This window comes from uncultured Pseudomonas sp. (genome assembly GCF_913777995.1).
GTDB lineage: Bacteria > Pseudomonadota > Gammaproteobacteria > Pseudomonadales > Pseudomonadaceae > Aquipseudomonas.
The window spans coordinates 29,692-55,053 of the sequence record NZ_CAJYVE010000054.1 but is presented as its reverse complement, the minus strand read 5'-3'; the positions used below and the strand labels follow the sequence as shown (position 1 = coordinate 55,053).

20 protein-coding genes are annotated in these 25,362 nt (G+C 64.9%); 8 read left to right on the top strand and 12 right to left on the bottom strand.

Features of this window, described 5'->3' with window-relative positions:
- Nucleotides 1-7 precede the first annotated feature (7 nt).
- Nucleotides 8-2,119: a TonB-dependent siderophore receptor gene (locus QZ497_RS21770; protein WP_295479579.1), complete on the bottom strand. Its 2,112-nt coding sequence runs from the start codon at nt 2,117-2,119 to the stop codon at nt 8-10.
- 167 nt (nt 2,120-2,286) lie between these two features.
- On the opposite strand from QZ497_RS21770, the gene yghX reads away from it, so the two are divergent.
- Nucleotides 2,287-3,174 carry a YghX family hydrolase gene (gene yghX, locus QZ497_RS21765; RefSeq protein WP_295479576.1) on the top strand — a complete coding sequence of 296 codons (888 nt, stop codon included), beginning with the start codon at nt 2,287-2,289 and terminating at the stop codon, nt 3,172-3,174.
- A gap of 307 nt (nt 3,175-3,481) precedes the next feature.
- Here the strand turns inward: yghX and QZ497_RS21760 are convergent, their stop codons facing one another.
- From QZ497_RS21760 to QZ497_RS21750, 3 genes are all read right to left on the bottom strand, one after another.
- Nucleotides 3,482-3,850 (bottom strand): hypothetical protein, encoded by a 369-nt coding sequence (locus QZ497_RS21760; RefSeq protein WP_295479573.1) that lies wholly within the window; start codon nt 3,848-3,850, stop codon nt 3,482-3,484.
- A 59-nt stretch (nt 3,851-3,909) separates the two neighbouring features.
- Nucleotides 3,910-5,919: a DNA topoisomerase III gene (locus QZ497_RS21755; RefSeq protein WP_295479570.1), complete on the bottom strand. Its 2,010-nt coding sequence runs from the start codon at nt 5,917-5,919 to the stop codon at nt 3,910-3,912.
- 304 nt (nt 5,920-6,223) lie between these two features.
- Nucleotides 6,224-7,549: an OprD family porin gene (locus tag QZ497_RS21750; protein ID WP_295479568.1), complete on the bottom strand. Its 1,326-nt coding sequence runs from the start codon at nt 7,547-7,549 to the stop codon at nt 6,224-6,226.
- Nucleotides 7,550-7,905: 356 nt separating this feature from the next.
- Here QZ497_RS21750 and QZ497_RS21745 point away from each other — a divergent pair, with 356 nt between their 5' ends.
- Both QZ497_RS21745 and QZ497_RS21740 read left to right on the top strand, forming a co-directional pair.
- Nucleotides 7,906-8,595: a response regulator transcription factor gene (locus QZ497_RS21745; protein ID WP_295479564.1), complete on the top strand. Its 690-nt coding sequence runs from the start codon at nt 7,906-7,908 to the stop codon at nt 8,593-8,595.
- Between the two features lie 2 nt (nt 8,596-8,597).
- The gene (locus QZ497_RS21740; protein WP_295479561.1) at nt 8,598-9,938 is read left to right on the top strand and encodes a sensor histidine kinase; all 1,341 of its coding nucleotides are present in this window, start codon (nt 8,598-8,600) and stop codon (nt 9,936-9,938) included.
- Between the two features lie 2 nt (nt 9,939-9,940).
- Here QZ497_RS21740 and nirD read toward each other — a convergent pair whose 3' ends face one another.
- A complete protein-coding gene (gene nirD / locus QZ497_RS21735; RefSeq protein WP_295479558.1) occupies nt 9,941-10,321 on the bottom strand; it encodes a nitrite reductase small subunit NirD in 381 nt (126 codons plus the stop codon).
- The gene (nirB, locus tag QZ497_RS21730; RefSeq protein WP_295479555.1) at nt 10,321-12,882 is read right to left on the bottom strand and encodes a nitrite reductase large subunit NirB; all 2,562 of its coding nucleotides are present in this window, start codon (nt 12,880-12,882) and stop codon (nt 10,321-10,323) included. The genes nirD and nirB overlap by 1 nt, the downstream gene beginning before the upstream one ends.
- Nucleotides 12,883-13,280: 398 nt before the next feature.
- Between nirB and QZ497_RS21725 the strand changes: the two genes are divergently transcribed.
- Both QZ497_RS21725 and QZ497_RS21720 read left to right on the top strand, forming a co-directional pair.
- Complete coding sequence (locus QZ497_RS21725) at nt 13,281-13,793, top strand: GNAT family N-acetyltransferase (RefSeq protein ID WP_295479552.1); 513 nt, start codon at nt 13,281-13,283, stop codon at nt 13,791-13,793.
- Nucleotides 13,783-14,400, top strand: a complete 618-nt coding sequence (locus QZ497_RS21720) for a hypothetical protein (RefSeq protein ID WP_295479549.1) — start codon at nt 13,783-13,785, stop codon at nt 14,398-14,400. The genes QZ497_RS21725 and QZ497_RS21720 overlap by 11 nt, the downstream gene beginning before the upstream one ends.
- Nucleotides 14,401-14,533: 133 nt before the next feature.
- Here the strand turns inward: QZ497_RS21720 and QZ497_RS21715 are convergent, their stop codons facing one another.
- The 4 genes from QZ497_RS21715 to antA form a co-directional block, all read right to left on the bottom strand.
- The gene (locus tag QZ497_RS21715; RefSeq protein WP_295479547.1) at nt 14,534-16,540 is read right to left on the bottom strand and encodes a U32 family peptidase; all 2,007 of its coding nucleotides are present in this window, start codon (nt 16,538-16,540) and stop codon (nt 14,534-14,536) included.
- 108 nt (nt 16,541-16,648) lie between these two features.
- A complete protein-coding gene (gene antC / locus QZ497_RS21710; RefSeq protein ID WP_295479545.1) occupies nt 16,649-17,674 on the bottom strand; it encodes an anthranilate 1,2-dioxygenase electron transfer component AntC in 1,026 nt (341 codons plus the stop codon).
- An 18-nt stretch (nt 17,675-17,692) separates the two neighbouring features.
- Nucleotides 17,693-18,184 carry an anthranilate 1,2-dioxygenase small subunit gene (antB, locus tag QZ497_RS21705; protein ID WP_295479542.1) on the bottom strand — a complete coding sequence of 164 codons (492 nt, stop codon included), beginning with the start codon at nt 18,182-18,184 and terminating at the stop codon, nt 17,693-17,695.
- 2 nt (nt 18,185-18,186) lie between these two features.
- Nucleotides 18,187-19,584 (bottom strand): anthranilate 1,2-dioxygenase large subunit, encoded by a 1,398-nt coding sequence (antA, locus tag QZ497_RS21700; RefSeq protein ID WP_295479539.1) that lies wholly within the window; start codon nt 19,582-19,584, stop codon nt 18,187-18,189.
- 559 nt (nt 19,585-20,143) lie between these two features.
- Here antA and QZ497_RS21695 point away from each other — a divergent pair.
- Both QZ497_RS21695 and QZ497_RS21690 read left to right on the top strand, forming a co-directional pair.
- Nucleotides 20,144-21,154, top strand: a complete 1,011-nt coding sequence (locus tag QZ497_RS21695; RefSeq protein WP_295479536.1) for an AraC family transcriptional regulator — start codon at nt 20,144-20,146, stop codon at nt 21,152-21,154.
- Nucleotides 21,155-21,250: 96 nt separating this feature from the next.
- On the top strand, nt 21,251-21,940 hold the full coding sequence (locus tag QZ497_RS21690; RefSeq protein WP_295479533.1) for a helix-turn-helix domain-containing protein: 690 nt from the start codon (nt 21,251-21,253) through the stop codon (nt 21,938-21,940).
- A gap of 133 nt (nt 21,941-22,073) precedes the next feature.
- Here QZ497_RS21690 and QZ497_RS21685 read toward each other — a convergent pair whose 3' ends face one another.
- Together QZ497_RS21685 and QZ497_RS21680 are read right to left on the bottom strand one after the other, a co-directional pair.
- Nucleotides 22,074-23,402, bottom strand: coding sequence for an MFS transporter (locus QZ497_RS21685; protein ID WP_295479530.1), 1,329 nt, complete (start codon nt 23,400-23,402; stop codon nt 22,074-22,076).
- A 68-nt stretch (nt 23,403-23,470) separates the two neighbouring features.
- Nucleotides 23,471-24,445 (bottom strand): hydroxyacid dehydrogenase, encoded by a 975-nt coding sequence (locus QZ497_RS21680; protein WP_295479527.1) that lies wholly within the window; start codon nt 24,443-24,445, stop codon nt 23,471-23,473.
- A gap of 226 nt (nt 24,446-24,671) precedes the next feature.
- Here QZ497_RS21680 and QZ497_RS21675 point away from each other — a divergent pair, with 226 nt between their 5' ends.
- Nucleotides 24,672-25,355, top strand: a complete 684-nt coding sequence (locus QZ497_RS21675) for an RraA family protein (protein ID WP_295479524.1) — start codon at nt 24,672-24,674, stop codon at nt 25,353-25,355.
- Nucleotides 25,356-25,362: the final 7 nt, after the last annotated feature.

The window sequence follows — 25,362 nt, the reverse complement described above, 5'->3', positions numbered from 1 at the left end:
TTATCGATCAGAGGTTGAGGGTGAAGCTGACGGTGAAATTGCGCGGTTCGCCTGGTGCGATCCAGTAATTGCTGTAGGAGCGCTCGTAGTACTTCTCGTCGAAGATGTTGTTGAGGTTCAGGCCCACCGTCAGGTTGTCGGTGGCTTTGTAGTGCGCCAGCAGGTCGACGGTGTGGTAGGCCGGGAGCTCGAAGTTCGAACCCGATTCTCCGGAGCGATCACCCACGTAGTTGAACGCTGCGCCCAGGTCCGAACCGCGCAGCGTGCCTTCCTGGAACTCGTACACGCCCAGCAGGCTGCCGCTGCGCTTGGCCACGCCGAGGATACGGCTGCCGGTGGGAATGCTGCGGTCGCCCTTGGTGACTTCGGCATCGATGTAGGCGAAGGCGCCGATGACCCGAACTGCATCGGTCAGCTGGCCGGTCAGCTGCAGGTCAAGGCCCTGGCTGCGGGCCTTGCCCACCGCGCGGCTGGTATCGCTGCCCGGGTCGAGGGCCAGGACGTTTTCCTTGTCGATATGAAAGGCGGCGAGGGTGGTGCTCAGACGCTCGTCGAACAGCTCGCTCTTGATGCCCACTTCATAGCCGACGCCTTCTTCGGGGTCGAAGCTCTTGCCGGCGGCATCCAAGCCGTTGTTGGGCTTGAACGAGGTGGAGGCGTTGGCGAACAGACCGACTTGCGGGGTCAGCTGGTAGAGCAGGCCGGCACGTTGGGTGAAGGCATCGTGGCGTTGGCGCTGGGTGCTGTTGCCGGCGTAGTTGTCGATCTGCTGGTCGAAGTGCTCGTAGCGTGCCCCGAGCATGCCGCGCAGCTTGTCGGTGAAGATGATCTGGTCCTGCAGGTTCAAGGCACGGCTTTCCACGTGCTCGAAAAAGTCGGTGCCGGAACGCGCGCCGTTGGGCTTGGCCTGGCCGTACACCGGGTTGTAGATATCGGTGGCGTAGGGGCTGCCGGCGATGGTGGTGACCCGCTCGTTCTTGCGGTAGTTCTCGTACTCGGTGCCGATCAGTACCTCGTGCTGCAGGGCTCCGGTGTCGAAGAAACCGCGCAGCTCCAGCTGGGTGATGCTGTCGTGCCAGTTCATGTCTCGTTCGCGGTAGCGACGGTTGACGGTATGGCCATCAGCGTTCAGCGGACGCGACTCGCTGGCGAAGCCACCCAGCTCGCCTTCCTTGTAATGGCTGGCCAGGCGCAGCGACCAGCTGTCGTTGAGGCGGTGGTCCAGGATCGCCTGAATCAGGTTGTTGTCGTTGTCGATCTTGTCGTCCGGCTCGCCGAGGAAGGTCGAACGCGACACGCCGCTCCAGCGGTTGTTCGGCGCGACGATGCCACGGTCGAAGATCGAGTCGTGGCGGACGAACTCGGTCTGCACCAGCAGGCTGGTGTCCGGGCTCAGTTCCCAGCGCAGCGACGGGGCAACGAATACGCGGTGGCTTTGCACGTGGTCGCGGAAGCTGTGGTTGTCTTCCACGGCCAGGTTGACGCGGCCCAGCAGCGTGCCTTCGGTGTTCAACGGGGCGTTGGCATCCAGCGCGGTGCGGTAGCGGTCCCAACTGCCGGCGCTGGCCTGCAGGGTGGTGAAGGCTTCGCGCTGGGGCTGCTTTGTGACGATGTTGACCGTGCCGCCAGGGTCGCCACGCCCATACAGGCTGGCGGCCGGCCCCTTGAGCACCTCGATGCGCTCGACGTTGGCGGTGTCCGGGGTGGCCGGGTAGCCGCGGTTGGCGCTGAAGCCGTCCTTGTAGAACTCCGACGTGGTGAAGCCGCGGATGCTGTACTCGTAGAGGGTCAGGCCGCCGAAGTTGTTCTGCCTGGACACGCCGCCGGCGTAGTCCAGGGCACGTTCCACCTGGCTGGTGCCGAGGTCGTGGAGCACGGTGGCGGGCACTACGCTGATCGACTGGGGAATGTCCTTGATCGCGGTGTCGGTCTTGGTTGCGGTGGCCGAGCGCGTGGCGCGGTAGCCCTTGACCGGACCGCTGGCGGTTTCGTAGTCCTGCTCGGCACTGACCGTCAGGGCGTCGAGTTCGATGGGGGAAGCAGGGTCGGCAGCGTAGAGCGGGGCGCCGAGCACGCTGAACGCGAAGCCGGCGAAAGAGGCGATTGTGCGGGACGACATGGAGGGTTTCCTGATAGTTATGGTTACAATATAACATCCCAATCAAGATTTATTAGCATTCGTGTCGGCAATTTTCTGCCGGTTGCGCAGGTTTCGGTGGTTTGCCTGGCCGCAGGCTATGCTTGGGGGCCGCAATCCTGACTTCCCTACCCGAGGATGCCCCCGCGATGTCCAGACTCACCGCCCGTGATTTTTCGCCTGAACTGCTGGAGCTGTACGACTACTACGCCCATGGCCAGATCAACCGCCGCGAGTTTCTCGACCGGGCGGCGAAGTTCACCGCCGGCAGCCTTACCGCCGTGGCCGTTTTGACCGCGTTGAGCCCGGACTACGCGCTGGCCGAGCAGGTGCCGTTCACCGACCCCGACATCGTCGCCGAATACGTGACCTACCCGTCGCCCAAGGGCCACGGCCAGGTGCGTGCCTACCGGGTCAGCCCCGCCAAGGTTGCCGGCAAGCTGCCCGCCGTGGTGGTAGTGCACGAGAACCGTGGGTTGAACCCCTACATCGAGGACGTGGCACGGCGTGTCGCCAAGGCTGGCTTCATCGCTCTGGCCCCGGATGGGCTGAGTTCCCTGGGCGGTTACCCCGGCAACGACGACAAGGGTCGGGAAATGCAGCAGCAGGTCGACCCGGAAAAGCTGCTGAATGACTTCTTTGCCGCCATCGAGTGGCTGATGGCCGACCCGGCTGTTACTGGCAAGGTCGGTATCACCGGTTTCTGCTATGGCGGCGGTGTGGCTAATGCGGCGGCGGTGGCCTACCCGGAACTGGGGGCGGCGGTGTCGTTCTACGGACGCCAGCCCAGGGCCGAAGAGGTGCCGCGTATCAAGGCGCCGGTGCAGATCCACTACGGCGAGCTGGACACGCGAATCAATGAAGGCTGGCCGGCCTACGAACAGGCCCTGAAGGCGGCTGGCACCCCGTATGAGGCGTGGATCTACAAGGGCGCCAACCATGGCTTCCACAACGACTCCACGCCACGTTACGACGAAGCGGCGGCCAAGCTGGCGTGGGAGCGGACCCTGGGTTGGTTCAGGCGTTACCTGGTGTGAAACTCAGGGCCGGGTAGGAGCGGCCTCAGCCGCGAAGCGACCGCCTGTTCGCGACATATGCACTGAATTTACTCGCACTTTCGCGGCTAAAGCCAATACTGGTCAGTTAGGCCGGGTAGGCGGCTTCAGCCGCGAAGCGACCGCCTGTTCACAACAGATGCACTGAATTTCCTGGCGCTTTCGCGGCTAAAGCCGCTCCCACCGGCCACATACCGCTTAAGCGAACAGTATTGCGGCTAAAGCCGCTCCCACCGGGGCACATGCCGCTTAAGCGAACAGATCGGCTTTATCCGGGATTTGCAGAGTTTCAGTGGCGCCCGCGTCGACGCGCCAGGCGTGCCTGCCAGTCGCCGGCGTGGCTGCGCTGGCAGGCTTGCTCGCTGTCGCAAGACACATGGCGTTCCACCTGTTCCAGGTGGATACCGGCTTCGGCCAGGGCCATGCCGGTGAGTTCGTTCAAGCGTTGGTCCTGGCCGGCCAGCAGCGCCGCCTGGCGACTGGCTTCGGTGTCGAACACCCAGGTCACCAGCAGGCTGGCAGGGAAACGCTGGTAATCGACCTCATGGGTCAACCATTGGAAGCCTGGCAGTTGCGCCTTGGCGGTTTCGCAGGCTTCGGTGAGGGTGCGGCCGAGCAGGCGTTCGAGGTGCGCCTGTTCGCGCTTGGATAAGGACATGGCGGATCAGTCTGCGGAAAAAGCGCCCAGTCTTGCACGCTTGCCAGCGCCTGGGAAATTCATGCATTGCCCGATGGCTTGCGGCTGCTGCGGCGTGGCTTGGCGGCGGCGCTGGTCGCTGCAGCCTTTGCCGTGGTCTTGTTCGACGTACCGCCCTTGGCGCCGCGCGAGTTGCCGGACGCCTTGCGCTTGCGGGATTTCTTCCACGGCGCCGCACCCGCCGGTGCGGGCATGCCCTGCAGGTTCAGACGCAGGCCCTGGCAGCGTTCGACCTGCTTGCTCATCCACGCCGCCTGTTTGGCGACGAACTCTTCCAGGCTCATCTCGCCGCTCTGCACCATGTCCAGTGCCTGCTCCCAGATCGCCGTGGTGCCGGGGTCGGCAATCGCCCGCGGCACGTTGTCGATGAGGCTGAACGCCGGAGGGGTGGCGCTGAGCGCCTTGCCGTCCTTGCGCAGATAGCCCCGGTCGAGCAGGCCCTGGATGATACCCGCACGGGTCGCTTCGGTGCCGATGCCGGTGGTCTCCTTGAGCTTCTGCTTGAGCAGCGGGTCTTCGAGCAGGCGCGCGACGTTCTTCATGGCCTTGATCAGGTCGCCCTCGGTGTAGGGCTTGGGCGGCTGGGTCCACAGGTCCTTGAGCTGCACCCCGGTGACTGGGCAGTTGTCGCCCTGGCGCAGGGCCGGCAATGCCTGCGGCGGCGGAGCCTGCTTGCCCTTGGCCGGGGCCAGGGCCTCGGGCAGGGCGCGTTTCCAGCCGGGTTCGATGACCCGCTTGCCGACCGCGCGCAGGGCCTGCCCGGCGCAGTCGAAATCCGCCTGGGTCCGGTCGTACTCGTGGTTGGGCAGGAACTGCGCCAGGTAACGGGCGCGGATCAGGCTGTACACCGCGCGCGGCTTGCCGCTCAGGCGTTCGAAGGCCCGTGTCGCGGCGGTGGGAATGATGCCGTGGTGGGCACTGACCTTGGCGTCGTTCCAGGCCCGCGAGCGACGCTGCGCGTCGAGGTGTTCACGCAACGGCTGCAGGCTCGGGTCGGCGGCGCACAGGGCGGCGATGATACCGGCCGCCTCGCCATGCTGGCTGACGGGCAGGTAGCCGCAGTCGCTGCGCGGGTAGGTGATCAGCTTGTGGGTTTCGTAAAGCGCCTGGGCGATATCCAGGGTTTCCTGGGCGCCGAGGCCGAGCTTCTTCGAGCAGATTTCCTGCAGGGTACCCAGGTCGAAGGGCAGCGGCGCGGCTTCGCGAACCCGCTCGGTGCGTACCCGCGCCACCCGGGCGCTGCCGGCCTGGGTGATGTCGTGGGCGGCCTGCTGCGCCAGGGCCTGGTTCAGGCAGCGGTCCTGTTCGTCGCAGAATTCGCCAGGCGCGCGCCACTGGGCGGTGAAGTCCTGGCCGTCATGGCGCAGGCCGACGTCGATGGCCCAGTAGGGTACTGGTACGAAGTCGGCGATGCTGCGGTCACGGTCTACTACCAGACGCAGGGTAGGGGTCTGCACCCGGCCCACCGGCAACACGCCCTGGTAGCCGGACTGGCGCCCGAGCAGGGTGAACAGACGGCTCATGTTCATGCCGATCAGCCAGTCGGCCCGCGACCGGCCCAGCGCCGAATGATAAAGGCTGAAGGTATCGGCGCCCGGACGCAGCGCCGCCAGCGCCTTGCGGATCGAGGCGTCGTCCAGCGCTGACAGCCACAGACGCTGGATCGGCCCGCGATAGCGACAATGCTCGACCAGTTCGCGGGCGATCATCTCGCCTTCGCGGTCGGCGTCGGTGGCGATCACCAGCTCGCGGGCCTCGCCAAGCAGGCGCTTGACCGCCTTGTACTGGCTGGCGGTCTTGGGCTTGACCTGCATCTTCCAGGTGCCGGGCACGATGGGCAGGTCCTGCAGCACCCAGCGCTTGTATCGGGCGTCGTAGGCGTCGGGCGGGGCGGTTTCCAGCAGGTGGCCGATGCACCAGGTGACGGTGACGCCGGCGCCGCTCAGGCAACCGTCGCCGCGTCGGGTGGCACCCAGCACGGCGGCGATGTCCTTGGCCTGGGAAGGTTTTTCGCAGAGAAACAGGCGCATGGCCGGCAAGCTTTCTTCAATCGGTCGAGGCCGACAGGATGCGCCAGGGCCTCGGGCAGATCAAGTTTTATATGTATGGGCATACAGTGAAAAGGCCGGGGTCCTTGCCTTCGCAGCCCTGTATTGCGGCTAAAGCCAATACAGTGCAGTTAGTCGTTATGTGGCTTGGTGGGAGCGGCTTTAGCCGCGAAAACGCCAGGAAACTCACTGCATCTGTTGTGAACATGCGGTCGCTTCGCGGCTGAAGCCGCTCCTACCCGGTTTAACTGACCTGTATTGCGGCTAAAGCCTCGCCCATCCAGCGTTACAGCAAGGTGATGGGGTAGTCGACGATCAGGCGCAGTTCCGATACGTCGCCTTCGCCCTGGTCGGCGTTGGCACGGTGGAAGGCCTGGCGTACCCGCAGCGACAGGTCCTTGGCCGCGCCGCTCTGCACCACGTACTTGGCTTCCAGGTCGGTTTCGTTGTGCTTGCCGTCTGCGCCATACAGTCCGGCATAGGCGCTGTCGGCCGACACCCGTGTGCCGTCGACGTCGTAACCGCGCATGTGGCGGGCCATGAAGCTCAGGCCGGGCACGCCGTAGGGCGTCATGTCCAGGTTGTAGGTGATGCCGAACGAGCGCTCGTTGGGGCCGTTGAAGTCCGACCATTGCACCGAGTGGGCCAGCAGCACCGAGTCGCCACCTTCGCCATTGCCGTTGTTGCCCACCGCCAGGTAGTCGAACGGCGTGTCGCCGTGCACTTTCTGCGCCGACAGGGTGATCGAATGCGCACCGAGGAAGGCGTAGGTCGCGGCCAGCGAGGCGGTGGTGTTGTCGATGGCGCCGGCCTTGGCCTGGCCCTGGTCGAGGGTGCGGTACAGGTTGGCGTCGAAGGTCAGCGACTGGTCGCCGCCCAGGGCCAGCACGTAGTTGGTGTTGGCGTAGTACTGGTTCCACACGTCTTCGAACTGCGCCGCGTAGAGGCTTGCGGTCCAGTTCGGGGTGATCTGGTACACTCCACCGGCGTAGGTCGCCTTGCGCGCCGTGACATTGGCGTACAGCGCGTAGATATCGTGGTCCTGATTGGTGGTCACGTTGCTGTTGGTGCTGGTGTAGCGCCCGGCTTCCAGGTCCAGGCCATCGATCTCGCTGCTCTTGAGTTCCAGGCCGGTGGCGCTCTGCGGCAGCAGGCGTGTGCCGCCCACGGCGAATACCGGAGCGGTGGGCTGCAGGTTGCCGTAGCGCAGCTGGGTCTTGGACACCCGCAACTTGAGCGCCGCGCCGGCGCTGCCAAAGCTGTCTGCGGCCTTGCCATCGCGCTTCAGAGGCAGGTTGCCGGTGCCGCTGTCGCCTTCCTGGGCATCGAGCTTGACGGCGAAGTGGCCGAAGGCATCGATGCCGACACCGACGGTGCCTTGGGTGAAGCCCGAGCTGTAGTTGCCGATGAAGCCTTGTGCCCAGTCACGGTTGTCGCGGTCGCCGTCCTGGCGGTCACGGTTGAAGTACTGGTTGCGGGCCAGTATCGACATGCTGCTGCCGGCGGCGAAGCCTTTGGCGTCGTCCTGGCTTTCGATGGTCTCGGCCATGGCCAGTTGATTGAGCGAGGCAGAAACCGCCAGGGCGACGGCGCTCCAGTGTCTTGGGGTCATGGTTTGCATTCCTCTGGTGTCAGGGCCCGAAGCCGGTGCGGAACTGGCCGGCGTTTGGTCGAATTCGGGCGGTGGCAGCAGGCGGGCGTGGTGCCCGACCGGGGTGAGCGGCGCGCCGTTTTATATCACGGTATTTCAATGAGTTAGGCGCCTGCGCGGTAAGGCTTGGTTAAAAAGCTGTAACTTTCAGACGGCAATTCGACGCTGCGCCGCAGCGTTCGTTCAGGGTTTTCAAGCCCTGCGCCGGAGCTGTCGAAAGGCGCGTTGCGGCCTGCTGGCCATTTCCCATGAATGCGCTGTTCGCCTGGCTTCGCCAGCTTGCTAACATGAGCTCACAAATGGATAGGGGGGCTTTCATGCGAAAGGTCTTGTGCATCGAAGACGACCAGGACACGGCTCATGAAATCGCCGCCGAGCTGGGCCGGATGGGCTTTGCCGTGGAGTGTGCCGGGGATGGCCAGCAGGGGCTGGAGCTGGCGCTGCAAGGCGCCTACGACGCCATCACCCTCGACCGCATGCTGCCGGGCCTGGATGGTCTGGAAGTGATCACCCGGCTGCGTGGTGCGGGGGTGCGCACCCCGGTGCTGATGATCAGTGCGCTGACCGACGTGGACGACCGCATCCGTGGCCTGCGTGCCGGCGGCGACGATTACCTGGTCAAGCCGTTCGTCTCCGAAGAGATGGCCACGCGCATCGAGGTGCTGCTGCGCCGCCATGGCGAGGTGCCGGAGCGCGAAACCCTGCTGCAGGTCGGCGACCTGGGCCTGGACCTGCTCAGCCGCGAACTGCTGTGCGGTGAGCAGCGTGTGGGGCTGTCGCCCATCGAGTTCAAGTTGCTGGAGTTCCTGATGCGTAACGCCGGAGCCGTGGTGACCCGCGCGCTGATCTTCGAGTCGGTGTGGGGCTATCACTTCGACCCCGGCACCAAGCTGATCGACGTACACCTCACACGCCTGCGCCGCAAACTCGATGTGGTGGGTTGCAAGGTGGTGATCAATGCCTTGCGTGGCTCCGGCTTCGTGCTGGTCGACGGCACGGAGCAGTGAGCGTGCGCGCCCGCCTGCTGCGCACCACCGCCTTTCGCCTGACCCTCACCTATGCGGTGGTGCTGTCGCTGGGCGCCTTGCTGCTCAACGTGCTCATCTACTGGCAAGTGGAGGGCTACCTGTCGCGGCAGACCGACAAGATCATGCTCGGCGAGATGCGCCAGTTGCTCTACCTGCCCGCCGAAGCGTTGCCCGAGGAAATCACCCGGCTGGAGGAGGGCGACCTGCGCGGGGTGATTTCCTATGGCCTGTTCGAGGCCAATGGGCGTTATCTGCATGGTGCTTTGCAGCACCTTCCTGAAGACATTCCGCTCGACGGCCAGCCGCATGAGTGGCAGGAGGCCGGGTTCGCTGCCGGTACCAAGCTGATCGGTCGCAAGCTGGTCAATGGCCAGGTGCTGGTGATCGGCTACGAAGCCAAGACCCTCGCCGGGCTGCGTGCCATCCTGCTGCGCTACCTGGGCTGGAGCGCCTGTCTGATTCTGGTGGTCGGCCTGCTGGTCGCGATATTGCTGGGCTTCGCGCCGCTGCGCCGCATGCGTCATGTGCAGGCCGCCAGCCGGCGCATCGCCGAAGGCGATTTCACCCAGCGCCTGCCGGTCACCCGCCGTGGCGACGAGCTGGACATGCTGTCATCGCTGGTCAACCGCATGGTCGTCGAGGTCGGGCGCCTGCTCGATGAGGTCAAGAGCCTCGAAGACAACGCCGCCCATGACCTGCGCACGCCGCTGAACAAAATGCGCGCGCAACTGCACCGCACCCTGATGGACTGGGAACACGCGCCCCGCGAACAGCTGCGCGAGCGCCTGGAAAAATCCCTGGACGCCGCCGATGCCCTGCTCAGTCGTTTTCGCGCCCTGCAGCGCATTGCCGAGATCGACAGCCAGGCGCGCCGTGCGGGCATGACCACGTTGGCCTGCGGGCCGCTGCTGGAGCAGGTATTCGAGGATTACCAGCCGGTGGCCGAAGAGGCGGGTATCGAGCTGCGCCTGGCCATCGAACCGGTACCGCCGTTGCTGGCCGACCGGGAGTTGCTGGCCGAAGCGTTGATGAACCTGCTGGACAACGCGGTGAAATTCACCCCGGCGGGTGGCTGCGTGTGGCTGAAACTGGTGGCCGGGCCGCACGGCACGCGTATCGAAGTACAGGACAACGGCCCGGGGATTCCCGAAGACCAGCGCCATACCGTTCTGCAGCGTTTCGCCCGCGGGCATCATGAAGCCCGGGGCAGCGGCACCGGGCTGGGCCTGGCCATCGTCGCGGCGGTGACCAGGACCCACGGCTACCAGTTGCTGCTCGAAGACGCGCAACCGGGGCTGCGCGCGGTGTTGCAGACCGCTTGAGGTCAGGCCGGCAGGCCGATCTCCACGGCGTCACCGTTCAGCCGCACCGGCCAGCTTGGCAGGTTCTGCTCCGGGTACTCCAGGCAGGTGCCGTCTTCGAGGCGAAAGTGCTGCTTGTACAACGGCGAGGCGATCACCAGCTCGCCGCCCAGTTGGCCGACCAGGCCCCGGCCGATCACGTTAGCCCCGGATTTCGGATCGCGGTTGCCTACCGCGTAAAGCGGGCACGGGTTGCCCGGCAGGTAGAACAGTGCGATCTGCTGGCCCTGCAGCCAGGCGACCACGCCGGAATTGGCGACCAGGTCCTGGCGTGAGCACAGGGCCTGCCAGTGCAGGGCTTGCGCGGTTGCGGGTTGGGCATAGGCGACGTTTGTCTGGCTCATCAGACCACCTCCTTGAACAGTGGAATCAGGTTGAGTTCATCGGCTTTCGCCGGGCGGCGCTGCTCGCGTTCACGCACGAAGTGCACGTCCGGGTCGCTGCGCTGGTCGTTGACGAAGGTGCGGAAGCGCTTGAGCTTTTCCGGGTCCTTGAGGGCGTTGGCCCATTCGCATTCGTACCGGTCGACCACCAGCTGCATCTGCGCCTCCAGCTCGGCAGCCAGCCCCAGGCTGTCGTCGATGACCACGGCCTTGAGGTAATCCAGGCCGCCTTCCAGCGACTCGCGCCATACCGAGGTGCGTTGCAACTTGTCGGCGGTGCGGATGTACAGCATCAGGAAGCGGTCGATGTAGCGGATCAGGGTTGCGTCATCCAGGTCAGTGGCGAACAGCTCGGCGTGGCGCGGGCGCATGCCGCCGTTGCCGGCCACGTAGAGGTTCCAGCCGTTTTCGGTGGCGATCACCCCGACGTCCTTGCTCTGCGCCTCGGCGCATTCGCGCGTGCAGCCGCTGACTGCGAACTTGAGCTTGTGCGGCGAGCGCAGGCCCTTGTAGCGGTCCTCGATACGCAGGGCCATGGCCACGCTGTCCTGAACCCCGTAGCGGCACCAGGTGCTGCCTACACAGGATTTCACCGTGCGGGTCGACTTGCCGTAGGCATGCCCGGTCTCGAAGCCGGCAGCGATCAGTTCGCCCCAGATGTCTGGCAGTTCATGCAGTTGTGCGCCGAACAGATCGATGCGCTGGCCGCCGGTGATCTTGGTGTAGAGGTCGTATTTCTTCGCCACAGCGCCAATCGCCAACAGCCCGTCCGGGGTGATCTCGCCGCCGGGGATGCGCGGCACCACCGAGTAGGTGCCGTTCTTCTGCATGTTGGCCATGAAGGTGTCGTTGGTGTCCTGCAGCGGGATCAGCAGCGGGTCGGTGATTGGCCGGTTCCAGCACGAGGCGAGGATCGAACCTACCGCCGGCTTGCAGATGTCGCAACCATGCTCGCCCTGTCCGTGGCGCTGCAGCAGGTCCTCGAAGCGCTCGATGCCCTCCACGCGGACGATGGAGTACAGCTCCTGGCGGGTGTAGGGGAAGTGCTCGCACAGGCTCTTGTCCACGCTCACGCCACGGGCGATCAGCTCGTGCTCGAAGACCTGCTTGAGCAGCGCCGTGCAGCCGCCGCAACCGGTGGCCGCCTTGGTACAGGCCTTGATGCCGGCCAGGTCGCTGCAGCCGTCGTCGATGGCGGCGCAGATCGAAGCCTTGCTGACGTTGTGGCACGAACAGATGGTCGCGGTGGCCGGCAGAGCGTCGGCGCCCAACGCCGGAGCGCCTTCACTGTGCGGCAGGATCAGGCTGGCCGGGTCTTCGGGCAGGGTGATGCCATTCTGGGCGTACTGCAGCAGGGTGTCGTAGTAGCTGTTGTCGCCGACCAGCACCGCGCCCAGCACCTGTTTGCGGTCGGCCGAGACCACCAGGCGGCGGTAGCTGGCGGTGGCTTCGTCGATGTAGCGGTAGCTCACCGCGCCGGCCAGCGCGCCATGCGCATCACCGATGGAGCCGACGTCCACGCCCAACAGCTTGAGCTTGGTGGACATGTCGGCACCGAAGAACGCTTCGGCATCCTGCCCGCACAGCTGCGCGGCCACGCTGCGGGCCATCTGGTAGCCGGGGGCGACCAGGCCGAAGATGCTGCCGTTCCAGGCGGCGCATTCGCCGATGGCGTAGATGTCGGCATCGCTGCTGCGGCAGTGCTCGTCGATGGCCACGCCACCGCGCGGGCCTAGCTCCAGCTGGCACTGGCGGGCCAGGGCATCCTGGGGGCGGATACCGGCGGAGAACACGATCAGGTCGGTTTCCAGGTATTGGTCACCGGTGAAGTTCATGCGGTAGCGGTATTCGCTGCCGGCGCTGATCGACTGGGTGGCACGCGACAGGTGCACACCGACCCCCAGAGCCTCGATCCGCGACTTCAGCGCCGCGCCGCCGAGGTCGTCGAGCTGCACGGGCATCAGCCGTGGGGCGAACTCCACCACATGGGCTTCCAGACCCAGGGACTTGAGCGCATTGGCCGCCTCCAGGCCCAGCAGGCCACCGCCGACCACCACGCCACGACGTGCCTTGGTGGCTGCGGCGCGGATGGTGTCCAGGTCGTCGAGGGTGCGATACACCAGGCGCGAGTCGCCTTCGGCACCTTCGATGGGGGGTACGAAAGGGTACGAGCCGGTGGCCAGCACCAGCTTGTCGTAGGCGAAGCGACCTTGAGCGGTGATGACTTCGCGGCGCGCACGGTCGATCTCCAGTACCGGTACGCCAAGGTGCAGGGTCAGGCCGGGTTGCTGGTACAGTGCGGCGTCGCTCATTGCCAGCGACTCGGCATCACGACCGCTGAAGTATTCGGACAAGTGCACACGGTCGTAGGCGCGCTGGCGCTCTTCACCGAACACATGGATGCGATGTTTCGCCAGGGCGCCGCCGGCGATCAGTTGCTCGACGCAGTGGTGCCCGACCATGCCGTTACCGATGACGATCAGGGTTTGTACATCGTTGTCTGGGGAGCTTGTGCTGTTCATGGCAATTCCCGGCCTAGGCCAATCAGGTTTTTGTGAAGCAAAAAAAAGCGCCCGGAACCGTGAGGTTCCAGGCGCCTTTGCCTGTTCTGGTTATGTGGTGACAGCCTGGCCTCGTTGCCGGTGGCACCTGTAAGCCCTGTGCATCTGTGCCGGAAGGACCGGGCGACAGTGGCGATCGGCATCGACCGGCCTGGGCCGCTGCACCTGCGTGGGTGAGCTTGCCAGGCTTCATGCAGGGGCTGTGCCATATCGAGACGGGCCTGGTGGGCCGGGCTTTGCGCCTGATGGCACGGGTTTGCACACACGGTGGATGCCTTGAATTGGTGCGTGCGTGTGCAGGCATGGAGCAGGGCGGCGATGGGTTACCATGCCGATCTTTGCCAAATCAGGGGCCCTTCATGTCCGAACCGGCCATTCACATTACCGCCGTCAGCCAGGCCGAGGTGCCCGCCACCGTCGCCTTCGTGATGCGCGCCCGAGCCACTCTGTTCCCTACGCTCGACCCCGCCGTGCTGCCCGACGACCTGGCACGTTTCGAGGCGGTCTACCAGCAGGGCGGTGATGCCTGCTTTCTCATCGCCCGCCAGGCTGGGGAAATCGTCGCCGCCATCGGCTACCTGCCGTATGACCATCGTTTCGCGCAACTGGACTATCGCGGCCAGCGCACCGTGGAAGTGCTGCGCTTGTTCGTCGAGCCGGCCTGGCGTGGCGCCGGGCTGGCCAGCCGGCTGTTCGAGGCGCTGGCCGAGAAGGCGCGCAAGCAGGGTATCGAGACCCTGTACCTGCATACCCACCCGTTCCTGCCCGGCGCCATCGCCTTTTGGCAACGCCACGGCTTTACCGTGGTCGATGTCGAGAACGACCCACTCTGGCAGACCACGCACATGGAGAAACGCCTCGATGAGTCTTGATGCCGAACGCTGGCAGCGCCTGTGGCAGGCGCGCGGGGCCGAACCGCCTGTTGGCCGGTTCGCCGCATTGCAGGCCTTATATGCCGAGCCGGGCCGGCATTATCACGGTGCTGCGCACATCCGCGCCTGCCTGGCCGCTCTGGATGAGCTGCATGCCCAAGCCGTGGATGTCGGCCAGGTGGAGCTGGCCATCTGGTATCACGATGCGATCTACGATACGGCACGCCAGGACAACGAGACGCGCAGCGCCGAGCTGGCCGAACTGGACTTGCGCGAGGTGGGCCTGGAGGAGGATGCCAAGGCGGTTGCCGCGCTGATCCTGGCCACCGATCACCGGCATGCTCCGGCTACCGACGACCAGCGCCTGCTGGTGGATATCGACCTGTCGATCCTGGGCGCGCCCTGGCCGGTGTACCAGGCCTATGCCGAGGCGGTGCGCCGCGAGTATGCCCGCTTCCCCGATGCGCTGTACCGTCCTGGCCGTGTGGCGGTGCTCAGGCAGTTCCTGCAGCGTCCGGCCATTTTCACCACGCCCGCCGGCCAGGCCCGCTGGGAAACAACGGCAAGGAGCAACCTTCAGGCCGAGATTCAGCAGTTGGAGGCGTGACAAGGTTGGCTCGGTAGGCTTCAGCCGCGATGGCTGAGCCACCCGCCGTGCAGATGTGGTGAGCGTTCCGGCCTTTTCGCGGCTGAAGCCACTCCCACCCGCCCGGCGTTGGTCGGGGGGAGCGGGCGTTGCCTCAGTGCGGCGCCTGGAAGCGGCGTGCGGTCTTGAGCAGCTCTTCGGGGCTGATGTGTCCGACCACCCCGGCCTTGGCGCTGCCGGGCTGCGGCAGGTCGAGGATGTGGCCCTTCATCTTGCCGATGATGTGCATCTCGCACGGTTTGCAGTCGAACTTCAGGGTCAGTACCTCGTCACCCTGTACCAGCTGCATCGGCGCCACCTTGGTACGCACGCCGGTCACGCCCTTGGCCTGTTTCGGGCACAGGTTGAAGGAGAAGCGCAGGCAGTGCTTGGTGATCATCACCGGCACCTCGCCAGGCTCTTCGTGGGCCTCGTAGGCTGCGTCGATCAACTGCACGCCATGGCGGTGGTAGAAGTCCCGCGCTTTCTGGTTGTAGACGTTGGCCAGGAACGACAGGTGCGACTCGGGGTACACCGGCGGTGGATTGCTCTCGGCCTTGCGCCCGCCACGCGGGTGCGCCGCTACCCGAGCAGCGTCCAGCGCCTCGATGGCTTCGCGGCGCAGCGCCTTGAGCTGCGAGTTGGGAATGAAGAACGCCTGTGGCGCATCCAGCCGCACGTCCTGGGCGTGATAGATCGTGGTGCCCAACTGGGTCAGCAGGTCACGCAGCTGTTCCAGGGCCTGTTCCGGTTTGTTGGCCGCGCCGAACGGGCCGTCGAGACTCACCGAAACCTGCACGTTCTCCTCGCTGGTGGCGGTCAGGGTCAGGCGGTCTTCACGCAGCACGGCGTGCCAGCGGATGCCGATGCGTCGCTCGGCGGAGGTTTTCAGCAAGGCCTGCTGCCAGTTGTGGTCGAGGTTGCGGCTCAGCGGGTGGCTGGGGCGCAGGCGCGAGAGGGCAGCCGGCATCTCGTTGGGTTCGACGCGATAGCGCCAGCGCTTCTCGCCGTCTTCCTCGAACTCGCCCTTCAGCTCGGCGATGTTGGCACGGAAGCCCACCACCTCGCGTTTGACCAGCACGTTCAGGCCGTCACCGTTGGACAGCGGCTCGTGGGTCACGGCGATCAGGTCGCGCTTGTTGACCTTTTCCACGGTGCCCACCGGCAGACCGGTGAAGGTCGGCGAGTCGAAGGCACCGATGTCGATCTTGCGCTCGCTGACGAAATAGTCGGTGCTGCCACGGTGGAAGGTCTTGTCCGGGTCGGGCACGAAGAAGTGCGCGGTGTGGCCGCTGGACGCGCGTGCCAGGTCCGGGCGGTCGGTGAGAATTTCGTCGAGCATCTGCCGGTAGTGAGCGGTGATGTTCTTCACGTAGCTCACGTCCTTGTAGCGCCCCTCGATCTTGAACGAACGCACCCCGGCCTCGACCAGGGCGCGCAGGTTGGCGCTCTGGTTGTTGTCCTTCATCGACAGCAGGTGCTTGTCGAAGGCCACCACGCGACCCTGTTCGTCCTTGAGGGTGTAGGGCAGGCGGCAGGCCTGCGAGCAGTCGCCGCGGTTGGCACTGCGCCCGGTCTGCGCGTGGGAGATGTTGCACTGCCCGGAGAAGGCCACGCACAACGCGCCGTGGATGAAGAACTCGATGGCGGCGTCGGTTTGCTCGGCGATCTGGCGGATTTCCTGCAGGTTCAGTTCACGGGCCAGGACCAGTTGCGAAAAACCGGCCTGGTCGAGAAACCTGGCCCGCTCCAAGGTACGGATGTCGGTCTGGGTGCTGGCATGCAGCTCGATGGGCGGAATGTCCAGCTCCATCACCCCGAGGTCCTGGACGATCAGCGCATCGACACCGGCGTCGTACAGCTGGTGGATCAGCTTGCGCGCCGGCTCCAGCTCATCGTCGTGCAGGATGGTGTTGAGGGTGGTGAAGATCCGCGCGTGGTAGCGGTGGGCGAACTTCACCAGCTCGGCGATCTCGCTGACCTCGTTGCAGGCGTTGTGCCGTGCGCCGAAACTCGGCCCGCCGATGTACACGGCATCGGCGCCATGCAGGATGGCTTCGCGGGCGATGGACACATCGCGGGCAGGGCTGAGCAGTTCCAGGTGGTGTTTGGGTAAGGACATGACGAGCGGAATCCGGGCGCAGGGCAAAGCGCGCATTGTAGTGGCAGCGGCGCGCCACTGCACCCTTCGCCCGGTATTTCGATGGTCGCGGCTGATCGCCGGTCGTGCTCAGGTATTGCTCTCGGTGAATTTCTCGAAGTACAGGTGGCCGTTGTCGATGGCGTTTTCGCTCAGCCAGGTCTTCACCGACTCGACCATCGGCGGCGGGCCGCACAGGTACATGTCGAATGGCGCCTGGCGCAGCGCAGCGGCGTCGAAGTGCTCGGCCAGGTAGCCGCGCCGCCCGTCCCAGGAAGGTTCGGCCTCGCTGAGCACCGGCACGAAACTGAAACCGGGAATGCGTTCGGCATAGGCTTCGATGCGCGCCAGCTCGCACAGGTCGGCCTGCTGGCGCACGCCGTAGTAGAGCGTCACCGGCTGGCCGCAGCCGCCGCGCTCGGCGATCTGGTCGAGCATGCCAAGGAACGCCGACAGACCCGTGCCACCGGCGACCATCACCAGTGGGCGTTCGATCTGGCGCAGGTAGAAGGCTCCCAACGGCGCCTCGAAGCGGATCTCGTCGCCGACCTGGCAGCGCTCGCGGATGTAGTTGCTCATCACCCCGTCAGGCAGCAGGCGAATGAGGAACTGCAGGCGGTTGTCGGCGCTGGGCTGGCTGGCGAAGGAGTACGAGCGCCAGGCGTCGGTGCCGGGAATCTGCAGGCGTGCGTACTGTCCGGGCAGGAAGTCCAGCTGGCGATCGTCGGTGCTGGCGTCCAGGTGCAGGATGGCCGTACCGGCCGACACCTGTTGCACATGGCAGACCCGGCCGCTGCCCTGCACGGTGCGGTTGGCTCCGCACAGCGAAGAGTCGAAGTCGAAGTAGAACGAGGCGTCGGACTGCACGCGGGTCTGGCAGGTGAGTACCTTGCGCTGGGCCAGGTCCTGTTCCGACAGGGCTTCTTCGTCGACGTAGTCGAGGCTGTAGCTGCCCGACTCGCACCGGCCCATGCAGGTGGCGCACACACCCTCACGGCAGTCCAGGGGGATGTTGATACCGTTGCGCAGCGCGGCGTCGAGGAGGATCTCGTTGCCGTTGACGGGGAAGAACAGCGTCTTGCCGTCGGCGAAACTGAAGGCGACCTTGTGATTCATGATTCGGCGTCCGCGCAGTCAGAGGTGATAGAAGTCCAGCACCGAGTTGATGGTGTCGTTGAGCAGCACGACATGCTTGCGGGTGATCACGAAGCTGTCGCCGCTCGGGCGCAGGTCATAGGTGGCGTAGCCGAAGAACTGCTCGCTCTGGCCCAGGCGGTGGTACAGGGTGGTCCAGTTGGCCTTGACCTGCAGCTGGCCGCCCGCCCGTTCGGCAATGCGCAGGTTGCCGATGTTGTGCAGGGTGCGTGGCATCGGGATGGTCGAGGCAGCCTTGCCGGTGCGAATGCGGAACACCCGGTCTTCCAGCCCGGAGCGGTTGGCGTAGTAGATCAGCGACATGCCTTTCTTCGGGTCGCTGGTGTAGCTGTGCTCGGACTCCCACTGCGGCAGGTGGAACTCGCTGTCTTCGCTGAACAGTGCCAGGTAGGCGTCCCAGTCCTGGGCGTCGCACAGCTCGCATTTGCGGAAAAAGAATTGCTCGATCTGGTAGTGCAGTTGCGGATTCATGTTCATACCTCGCGCAGCTTCAGGGGCTGGTCCTGGGCGATCTTGTCCAGGCCTTGCAACAGGAAGCGCTGCCAGTTGTTGTGCTGGTTGACGTACAGGCCTTCATGGGTGAATTCGGTGCCGGTCAGTGCGGGCTGGATGCCGATCGCCTCGCTGTTGGCGGTGGGGCCTTCGAGCCATTTGCCATGGCCGCGGGAAATGTCGCTCCAGCGCTCCAGGCGGGCCTGGAAGCCGCGCTGGGCCTCGCGGAACTCCACTAGGTCGTCTGGCGTACCCATGCCCGAAACGTTGAAGAAGTCTTCGAACTGGCGGATACGGCTTTCCCGGTCGGCGTCGGACTCGCCCTTCACGCCGATGCACTGGCTGATGACCTCGGTCTTGTTCCAGGCCACCGGGCGCACGATGCGCAGCTGCGAGCTGATCTGGTCCATGAAGAACAGGCTGGGGTAGATGTTCAGGTTGCGCAGGCGGTGCATCATCCACTCGGCCTTGGCCTGGCCGTACTCGGCCACCAGGCGCGGCATCACTGCGGCATAGCCGGGGCGTACGGTGGGGTTGGGCATGTCGCTGAACAGCAGGCTGTGGCCGTTGTGGAAGGAGAACCAGCCGTCGTCGGTCTGCGCATCGCCGGCACCGAGCTTGCTGTAGTCCAGGGTGCTGCTGGCGCCGCCTTTCTCGGCGTTGACCTGCTGGCGGTGCTGCACGGTGGCCACGTAGTTGTAGTGCACGGTGCTCACGTGGTAGCCGTCCAGGCCGTTTTCGTTCTGCAGCTTCCAGTTGCCGTCGTACGTGTAGGTCGACTTACCGGGCAGCACTTCCAGCTCGCCGGTGGGCGACTGGGCGACCATCATGTCGAAGAACACCTTGGCGTCGCCGAGGAAGTCTTCCAGGCTGTCCTGGCCTTCGGCGTCGAGGCTGATGAACACGAAACCCTTGTAGCTGGCGATGCGCGCCTTCTTCAGGCCCCGGGTGGCCTTGTCGAAGCCTTCGGGGTACTCGCCCGGCGCCTTGACCTTCACCAGGCGCCCGTCGCTCTTGTAGCACCAGGCGTGGAAGGGGCAGGTGAAGGTGCTCTGGTTGCCTTTCATCACCCGCGTCAGGGTAGTGCCGCGGTGCTGGCAGGCGTTGATCAGCGCGTGCAGCTGGCCTTCGCCATCACGGGTGATGATCATCGGCTGGCGACCGGCACGCATGGTCAGGAAGTCATGCTTGTTGGCGATCTCGCTCTCGTGGCAGGCGTAGATCCAGTTTTTCTCGAAGATCAGCTCCATCTCCAGGTCGAACAGCTCCGGCTCGGTGAACATGTCCCGGGCGATGCGGAATACGCCTTCGGCGGGGCGAAAGTCCAGGCAGCCGTTGATGAAGTCCTTCCACTGATCGACGCTTCTTGTTGGGTTCATGGTCCTGTACCTGTCACATCGGGCGATTCGGCAGGTGCTCGCTGGCACCCTCGGTTGGGGCCATTTAACGAAGCGGCGCGCTACAGGGTCTATCCGCTTTTTTGGCAAACCCGGTCCGTAAATTTCGTTCTGCCAGGGCCTTCGGGCGGGCGCGTATAACACTCGGCGCAGGGCACGTCTTGCCGCTTCCTGCAGCGTCGTTATCCATAAAACGCAGCGCTGGCAGCGCGGCGGTAACAGACTTGTGTCGGGAGTACTCATTCGTGCAACGGCTGGCGCCATTGGCGCGTCGATGCCAGGGTTTGCACCAGGGCAGGTCACGCATCGGCCGGCAGGCTGCCTGACGGTGCGGCCCAGGCTCTGCGCCGCGGCTGCGGCGCCCGGGCGGGGGTGTGGGGGCAGGCCCCGCCCGATGGCGGACTGTCCGAAAACTTGTCGATCACTATCCGCTTAGTGAGCCTTCCGATGGGTGAACGCGGCGATGGCGTGTCGCTTGCATCGTGCGTCTGTAGATACGCCGCAGAGCGTGCATCGAGAAAAACAGCCTGAGAGTGCCGTGATGACCCCGAAGCCTGAATCACCCTTGCGTGATATCCATGCCGATCATTCCGATCTTGCCGGCGCGCGTTCCTGGATGTCGGATATCTGTGGCCCTCACCACCTGGTGGCCAGCCGCCCGGGGCGCCTGCATTTTCGCCACAGCGCCAGCGTGCTGCGCTCGATGTCCACCACGCTGGGCATCATCGAGTACGGCACCGACGTGACGGTGGACATCGCCGAGCCGCAGACCTTCAACAGCTACAGCGTCAGCCTGCCCCTGTGCGGCGAGCAGGAACTGGTGAAGAACGGCGAGCGCCTGCATTCCAACCGCGACTACGGGATCATCGTCGCCCCCAACGAAAGCCAGGCGCTGAGCATCGCCGGCGACTGCCGCAAGCTGCAGGTGGTGATCAGCCGCACGGCCATGACCAAGACCCTGGAAGACATGCTGCAACGCCCGGTCAGCGAGCCGTTGCGCTTCACCGCTCGCATGGACGCGCTGAGCGGCGCCACCGCTTCCTGGTGGCGCATGGCCCGGCATTTCATCGAGGAAATGGAGCAGGGCGAGCTGTACCATCAGCCGCTGTTCAGCCGCGACCTGGAGAGCGCGCTGGTCAAGGGGCTGATTCTCGCCCAGCCGAACAACTACAGCGAACAGCTGCGCGAGAACCTGGAGGTGCGCCTGCCGCACTATCTGCTGCGTGCCCGTGACTACATCCACGCGCATGCCCGCGAGGAACTGCACCTGGAGCACATCGAGGCGGCCTCCGGGGTGTCGCGCTTCAAGCTGTTCGACGGCTTTCGCCGGCATTTCGGCCTGTCGCCCATGGCTTACCTGAAGAAGTACCGGCTCAGCGCGGTACGCCAGACCATCCTCGAGGACCGCAGCGGGCGCAATATCTCTGGTATCGCCATGGAGTGGGGCTTCAATCACCTGGGGCGCTTTTCCAGTGAATACCGCAAGCTGTTCGACGAAACGCCGAGCATGACCCAGCAACAGGCTGAGCGGCATCGCCCCCGCGCGCATTGACCGGGCCGCCCATGGCGGCAGACGACCTCTTTGACGGATAATCCCCGGCCATGTCGCCCTGGCCGGACTCCAGGGTTATGCGAATCGAGGTTTGAGATGGTGAAAGTTAAACCGCGTCCAGCGGTGAATGGAGTGGCGTCTGCTGACCGGGTACTGACCGTACTGACTGCATTTCGCATCGGCGATAGCGCGTTGGGCCTGGCCGAACTGGCCGAGCGTACCCAGCTGAACAAAAGCACCATCATGCGCCTGATGGTGTCGCTGGAAACCCACGGGCTGATCAACCGCATGGCCGACGGCCGCTACCAGCTGGCCAGCGAAGTCATGCGCCTCAATGCGGTGTATCAGGATGCCCTGGACCTGGAACGGCATATCATGCCGCTGCTGCACCAGTTGACCGAAGGTATCGGCGAAACGGCATCCTTCTACGTGCGCCATGGCGCCTACCGTCTGTGCCAGTACCGGGTCAACTCGCAGCACAGCCTGCGCCTGCACCTGCAGCCTGGCGACATGCGACCGATGGACAACGCGGCCGGAGCCCAGGCGCTGCGCACGCCGTTCGACAAGGGCGCAACGCTGGAGACGGCGTTCTATTCCTGCGGCGCCACCGATCCCCACGCGGCCTCGATGGCCTTGCCGGTGTATGACGCCCAGCGCGAGCTGGTCGGAGCCCTGGTGATCTCCGGTCCGGCCAGCCGCCTGACCGCCGAGTACGCCCGCAGCGTGCAAGGGCAGCTGCACGATGCGGCGCAGACCCTGATGCGCACGCTCGGGTGCAAGGGCTGAGCCGCGAAGTATTCCCGGGGGAAGAGGGCGCTTGGCTGAAGGGACGGGACTGGCTTGAGCCGGGGATGGGTGTGGGATTTTGCACGGTTGAAGCCGCTCCCTGTGCAGGAGCGGCTCTTGGTTGGCAATGGTCTCAGCTGGCGCTGAGCGGTTTGTCCTGTGCGGCCGCTTCGGCCTGACGCTTGCGGCCCATCACCACCACCATGAAACCACCCAGGGCGCACAGTGCCGCCAGTGGCATCAGTGCCAGCGAGTGGCTGCCGGTGGCGTCGTGAATCGCGCCATACACGTTGACCATCAGCCCGCCACCGATCAGGTTGGCCATCGCACCGATGGCGGCCAGGCCGGCAGCGGCGGTGGACGACGACAGCCAGCCGGAGGCCAGGGCCCAGAACGGCCCCTTCATCGAGTAGGCACCGATCAGTACCAGGCTGAGCATGACCACGGTCAGGGCCAGGTTGCTGGTGAACAGGGTCATCATCAGGCCGGCGGTGATCATCAGCAGGGTACAGGCGGTGTGCCAGCGGCGTTCACCAGTACGGTCCGAGTTGCGCCCCCAGACGATCATCAGCACCGACGCCAGGCCGTAGGGAATGGCGTTGACCAGGCCGACCTGCATGGAGGTCAGGCCAAACGACTTGAGCAGTTGTGGCCCCCAGACGCTCAGCGTGGTACCCGCTGCCGACGCACCGGAGTAGATCAGCGCCATCACCCAGATATCCTTGTGGCGCAGCAGCTTCCACAGTGAGATGTGGCCGATGGCGGTTTTTCTGCTGCTTTCCTCGGCCAGGCGGCCGGTCAGCCAGCCACGCTGCTCGTCGCTCAGCCAGTGCGCCTGTTCCGGGCGGTCGGTGAGTACGAACAGGCAGGCGATGCCCAGCAGCACGGCGGGGATGCCTTCGAGGATGAACAGCCAGTGCCAGCCGCGCATGCCCATCCAGCCATCGAGGCTCAGCAGCAGCCCGGACAGTGGCGAACCGACGAAGTTGGCGGCCGGAATCGCCACCATGAACAGCGCCACCAGGCGTCCGCGGTAGGCTGAAGGCAGCCAGTAAGTGAGGTACAGCAGCACGCCGGGGAAGAAGCCGGCTTCGGCCGCGCCCAGCAGGAAGCGCATCACGTACAGCGAATTGGGCCCTTGTACGAAGGCGGTGCCGGCGGAGATCAGGCCCCAGGTGATCATGATCCGGGCGATCCAGATGCGTGCGCCAAACTTCTGTAGCGCCAGGTTGCTGGGCACTTCCACCAGAAAGTAGGCGAAGAAGAACAGGCTGCTGGCAAAGCCGAAGACCTTGGCCGACAGCGCCAGGTCCTGGTTCATCTGCAGGGAGGCCATACCGATGTTGCCGCGGTCGATGATCGCGATGAGGTAGCAGATGATCAGGAACGGCAGCAGTCGCCAGGTGACGCGGCGCATGGTCGAGCGTTCGAGTTCGCTGATCGGTTGAGTGACTGAGGTCATGAGACTCTCCGTTGTTGTTTTTCTGGAGTAGCACAGGCGCCCCGGTGGAGGCGCATCATCGAGACGGATCAGTTGTCCAGCAGGTGGCGATTGACGACACAGCGTGGGTCTGGGGCCTGGCCGTCCCACAGGCCGATGATCTGTTGCAGTGCCAGCATGCCGACCCGGTCGCGCGCTTCCTGGGTATTGGCACCGACATGCGGTGTCAGGACCACATTGGGCAGGCCGAACAGTCCGCTGTCCGCTGGCAGTGGCTCTGGGCTGAAAGTGTCGAGACCGGCGCCGCCGATGCGGCGCTCGCCCAGTGCCTGGATCAGTGCCTCGGTGTCGATCAGCTCGCCCCGCGCGGTATTGATCAGCAGGCTGCCTGTGCGCATGCGCTGGAACTGCGCGGTGCTGAACAGGTGGCGGTTGGCATCGGTCAGCGGGCAATGCAGGCTGATGATGTCGCAGCTTTCCAGCAAGCGCTCGAAGTTCTCTTCGCGTTGCAGGTATTCACGTTCCGGCAGTTGCTTCAGGTAGGGGTCATAGACCTTCACCTGCATGCGCAGGGGGGCCACCAGGTCCATGAGGATGGCACCGATCGAACCCATGCCCACCAGCCCCAGGGTCTTGCCGAACAGTTCCACGCCATTGGCGGTGGCCTTGTCCCAGTGGCCGTCACGCATACGTGCGTCCAGCAGGGCGGTCTGGCGCGCCACGCTGAACATCAGCGCGAAGGCGTGCTCGGCGACCGACTGGGCGTTGGCACCCAGGGCGATGGTGACCGGTATGCGGCGCGCGGCGGCGGCTTGCAGGTCGATATTGTCGTAGCCGACGCCGTGCTTGGCGATGATCGAGAGCTTGGCGGAGGCGTCGATCATTTCCTGAGTCAGCTTGCCCTGGCGCACGATGATCGCATCTGGCTGTTCCGCGCGGATCACCTGCAGCAGCTCGTCGGCGGCGTAAGGCGTGGTGGGGACCACACGCACGCCATGGGCGGCGGCGTGGTTCATGGCTTCGGCGGTCAACGCCGGGCCGGTGAGCACAATGGTACGGGTCATGGGGGCACCTTGTTGTTATTTGTGTCTACGGGCGCCTGGCTGCGGCGCATTGACGCAAATACCCTATCACAATGAAACACCATTTCAATAAATCAATTTTATGCACCGATACCTTTCGATTATCTAACGTGTATACCTATTGAAAGGTTAAAAATGAAATGACATTCTGAAAAAAGCCATCACCGTCGGTGAGGCATCCCTTACAACACCAAGAGAGGAAAAGCACATGAGCATCGGATTCCGCGTTCTGCAGCGTGTACGCAAGGTCAGTGCCGAATGGGTGGAGCGCTACCGCGAAGTGCCGGTGGCCAACGTCAGTGATTCGATGAATCGCATGACCGCCGGCGGTGCGCGCCTGCGTCCGATGCATGCCAAGGGCGTGCTCTCCGGACCGGCGGTGACCGTCAAGGCCCGCCCCGGCGACAACCTGATGCTGCACTACGCGCTGGACATCGCCGAGCCGGGCGATGTGATCGTGGTCGATGCCGGGGGTGACCTGAGCAATGCGCTGATCGGCGAAATGATGGTGGCCTATGCGGTCAAGCGGGGGGTCGCCGGTATCGTCATCAATGGCGCGATCCGTGATGCCGGCGCCATCGGTGCCGGGGATTTCCCGATGTTCGCCGCCGGCATTTCCCACCGCGGCCCGTACAAGGACGGCCCGGGTGAAATCAACGTACCCATCGCCATCGACGGCATGGTCATCGAAGCCGGCGACCTGGTCATCGGCGACGAAGACGGCCTGCTGTGCGTGCCCTACGACCAGGTCGCCGAGGTCTACGATCGTGCGGCGGCCAAGCACGGCGCCGAACAGAAGCAGATGGAGCAGATCGCCCTGGGCACCAACGACCGCAGCTGGGTGATCGACAGCCTGAAGAAGAAGGGCTGCCAGCTGCCAGAAGGGCACTGAGGCCCAC

What these genes read in the sequence shown, in the direction of transcription:
- yghX (WP_295479576.1), top strand. Translation starts at nt 2,287, where the DNA reads ATGTCCAGACTCACCGCCCGTGATTTTTCGCCTGAACTGCTGGAGCTG.
- nirB (WP_295479555.1), bottom strand. Translation starts at nt 12,882, where the DNA reads ATGAACAGCACAAGCTCCCCAGACAACGATGTACAAACCCTGATCGTC.
- QZ497_RS21690 (WP_295479533.1), top strand. Translation starts at nt 21,251, where the DNA reads ATGGTGAAAGTTAAACCGCGTCCAGCGGTGAATGGAGTGGCGTCTGCT.
- antA (WP_295479539.1), bottom strand. Translation starts at nt 19,584, where the DNA reads ATGAACCCAACAAGAAGCGTCGATCAGTGGAAGGACTTCATCAACGGC.
- QZ497_RS21760 (WP_295479573.1), bottom strand. Translation starts at nt 3,850, where the DNA reads ATGTCCTTATCCAAGCGCGAACAGGCGCACCTCGAACGCCTGCTCGGC.
- QZ497_RS21675 (WP_295479524.1), top strand. Translation starts at nt 24,672, where the DNA reads ATGAGCATCGGATTCCGCGTTCTGCAGCGTGTACGCAAGGTCAGTGCC.
- nirD (WP_295479558.1), bottom strand. Translation starts at nt 10,321, where the DNA reads ATGAGCCAGACAAACGTCGCCTATGCCCAACCCGCAACCGCGCAAGCC.
- QZ497_RS21745 (WP_295479564.1), top strand. Translation starts at nt 7,906, where the DNA reads ATGCGAAAGGTCTTGTGCATCGAAGACGACCAGGACACGGCTCATGAA.
- QZ497_RS21685 (WP_295479530.1), bottom strand. Translation starts at nt 23,402, where the DNA reads ATGACCTCAGTCACTCAACCGATCAGCGAACTCGAACGCTCGACCATG.
- QZ497_RS21750 (WP_295479568.1), bottom strand. Translation starts at nt 7,549, where the DNA reads ATGACCCCAAGACACTGGAGCGCCGTCGCCCTGGCGGTTTCTGCCTCG.
- QZ497_RS21695 (WP_295479536.1), top strand. Translation starts at nt 20,144, where the DNA reads ATGACCCCGAAGCCTGAATCACCCTTGCGTGATATCCATGCCGATCAT.
- QZ497_RS21680 (WP_295479527.1), bottom strand. Translation starts at nt 24,445, where the DNA reads ATGACCCGTACCATTGTGCTCACCGGCCCGGCGTTGACCGCCGAAGCC.
- QZ497_RS21720 (WP_295479549.1), top strand. Translation starts at nt 13,783, where the DNA reads ATGAGTCTTGATGCCGAACGCTGGCAGCGCCTGTGGCAGGCGCGCGGG.
- antC (WP_295479545.1), bottom strand. Translation starts at nt 17,674, where the DNA reads ATGAATCACAAGGTCGCCTTCAGTTTCGCCGACGGCAAGACGCTGTTC.
- QZ497_RS21770 (WP_295479579.1), bottom strand. Translation starts at nt 2,119, where the DNA reads ATGTCGTCCCGCACAATCGCCTCTTTCGCCGGCTTCGCGTTCAGCGTG.
- QZ497_RS21725 (WP_295479552.1), top strand. Translation starts at nt 13,281, where the DNA reads ATGTCCGAACCGGCCATTCACATTACCGCCGTCAGCCAGGCCGAGGTG.
- QZ497_RS21755 (WP_295479570.1), bottom strand. Translation starts at nt 5,919, where the DNA reads ATGCGCCTGTTTCTCTGCGAAAAACCTTCCCAGGCCAAGGACATCGCC.
- QZ497_RS21715 (WP_295479547.1), bottom strand. Translation starts at nt 16,540, where the DNA reads ATGTCCTTACCCAAACACCACCTGGAACTGCTCAGCCCTGCCCGCGAT.
- antB (WP_295479542.1), bottom strand. Translation starts at nt 18,184, where the DNA reads ATGAATCCGCAACTGCACTACCAGATCGAGCAATTCTTTTTCCGCAAA.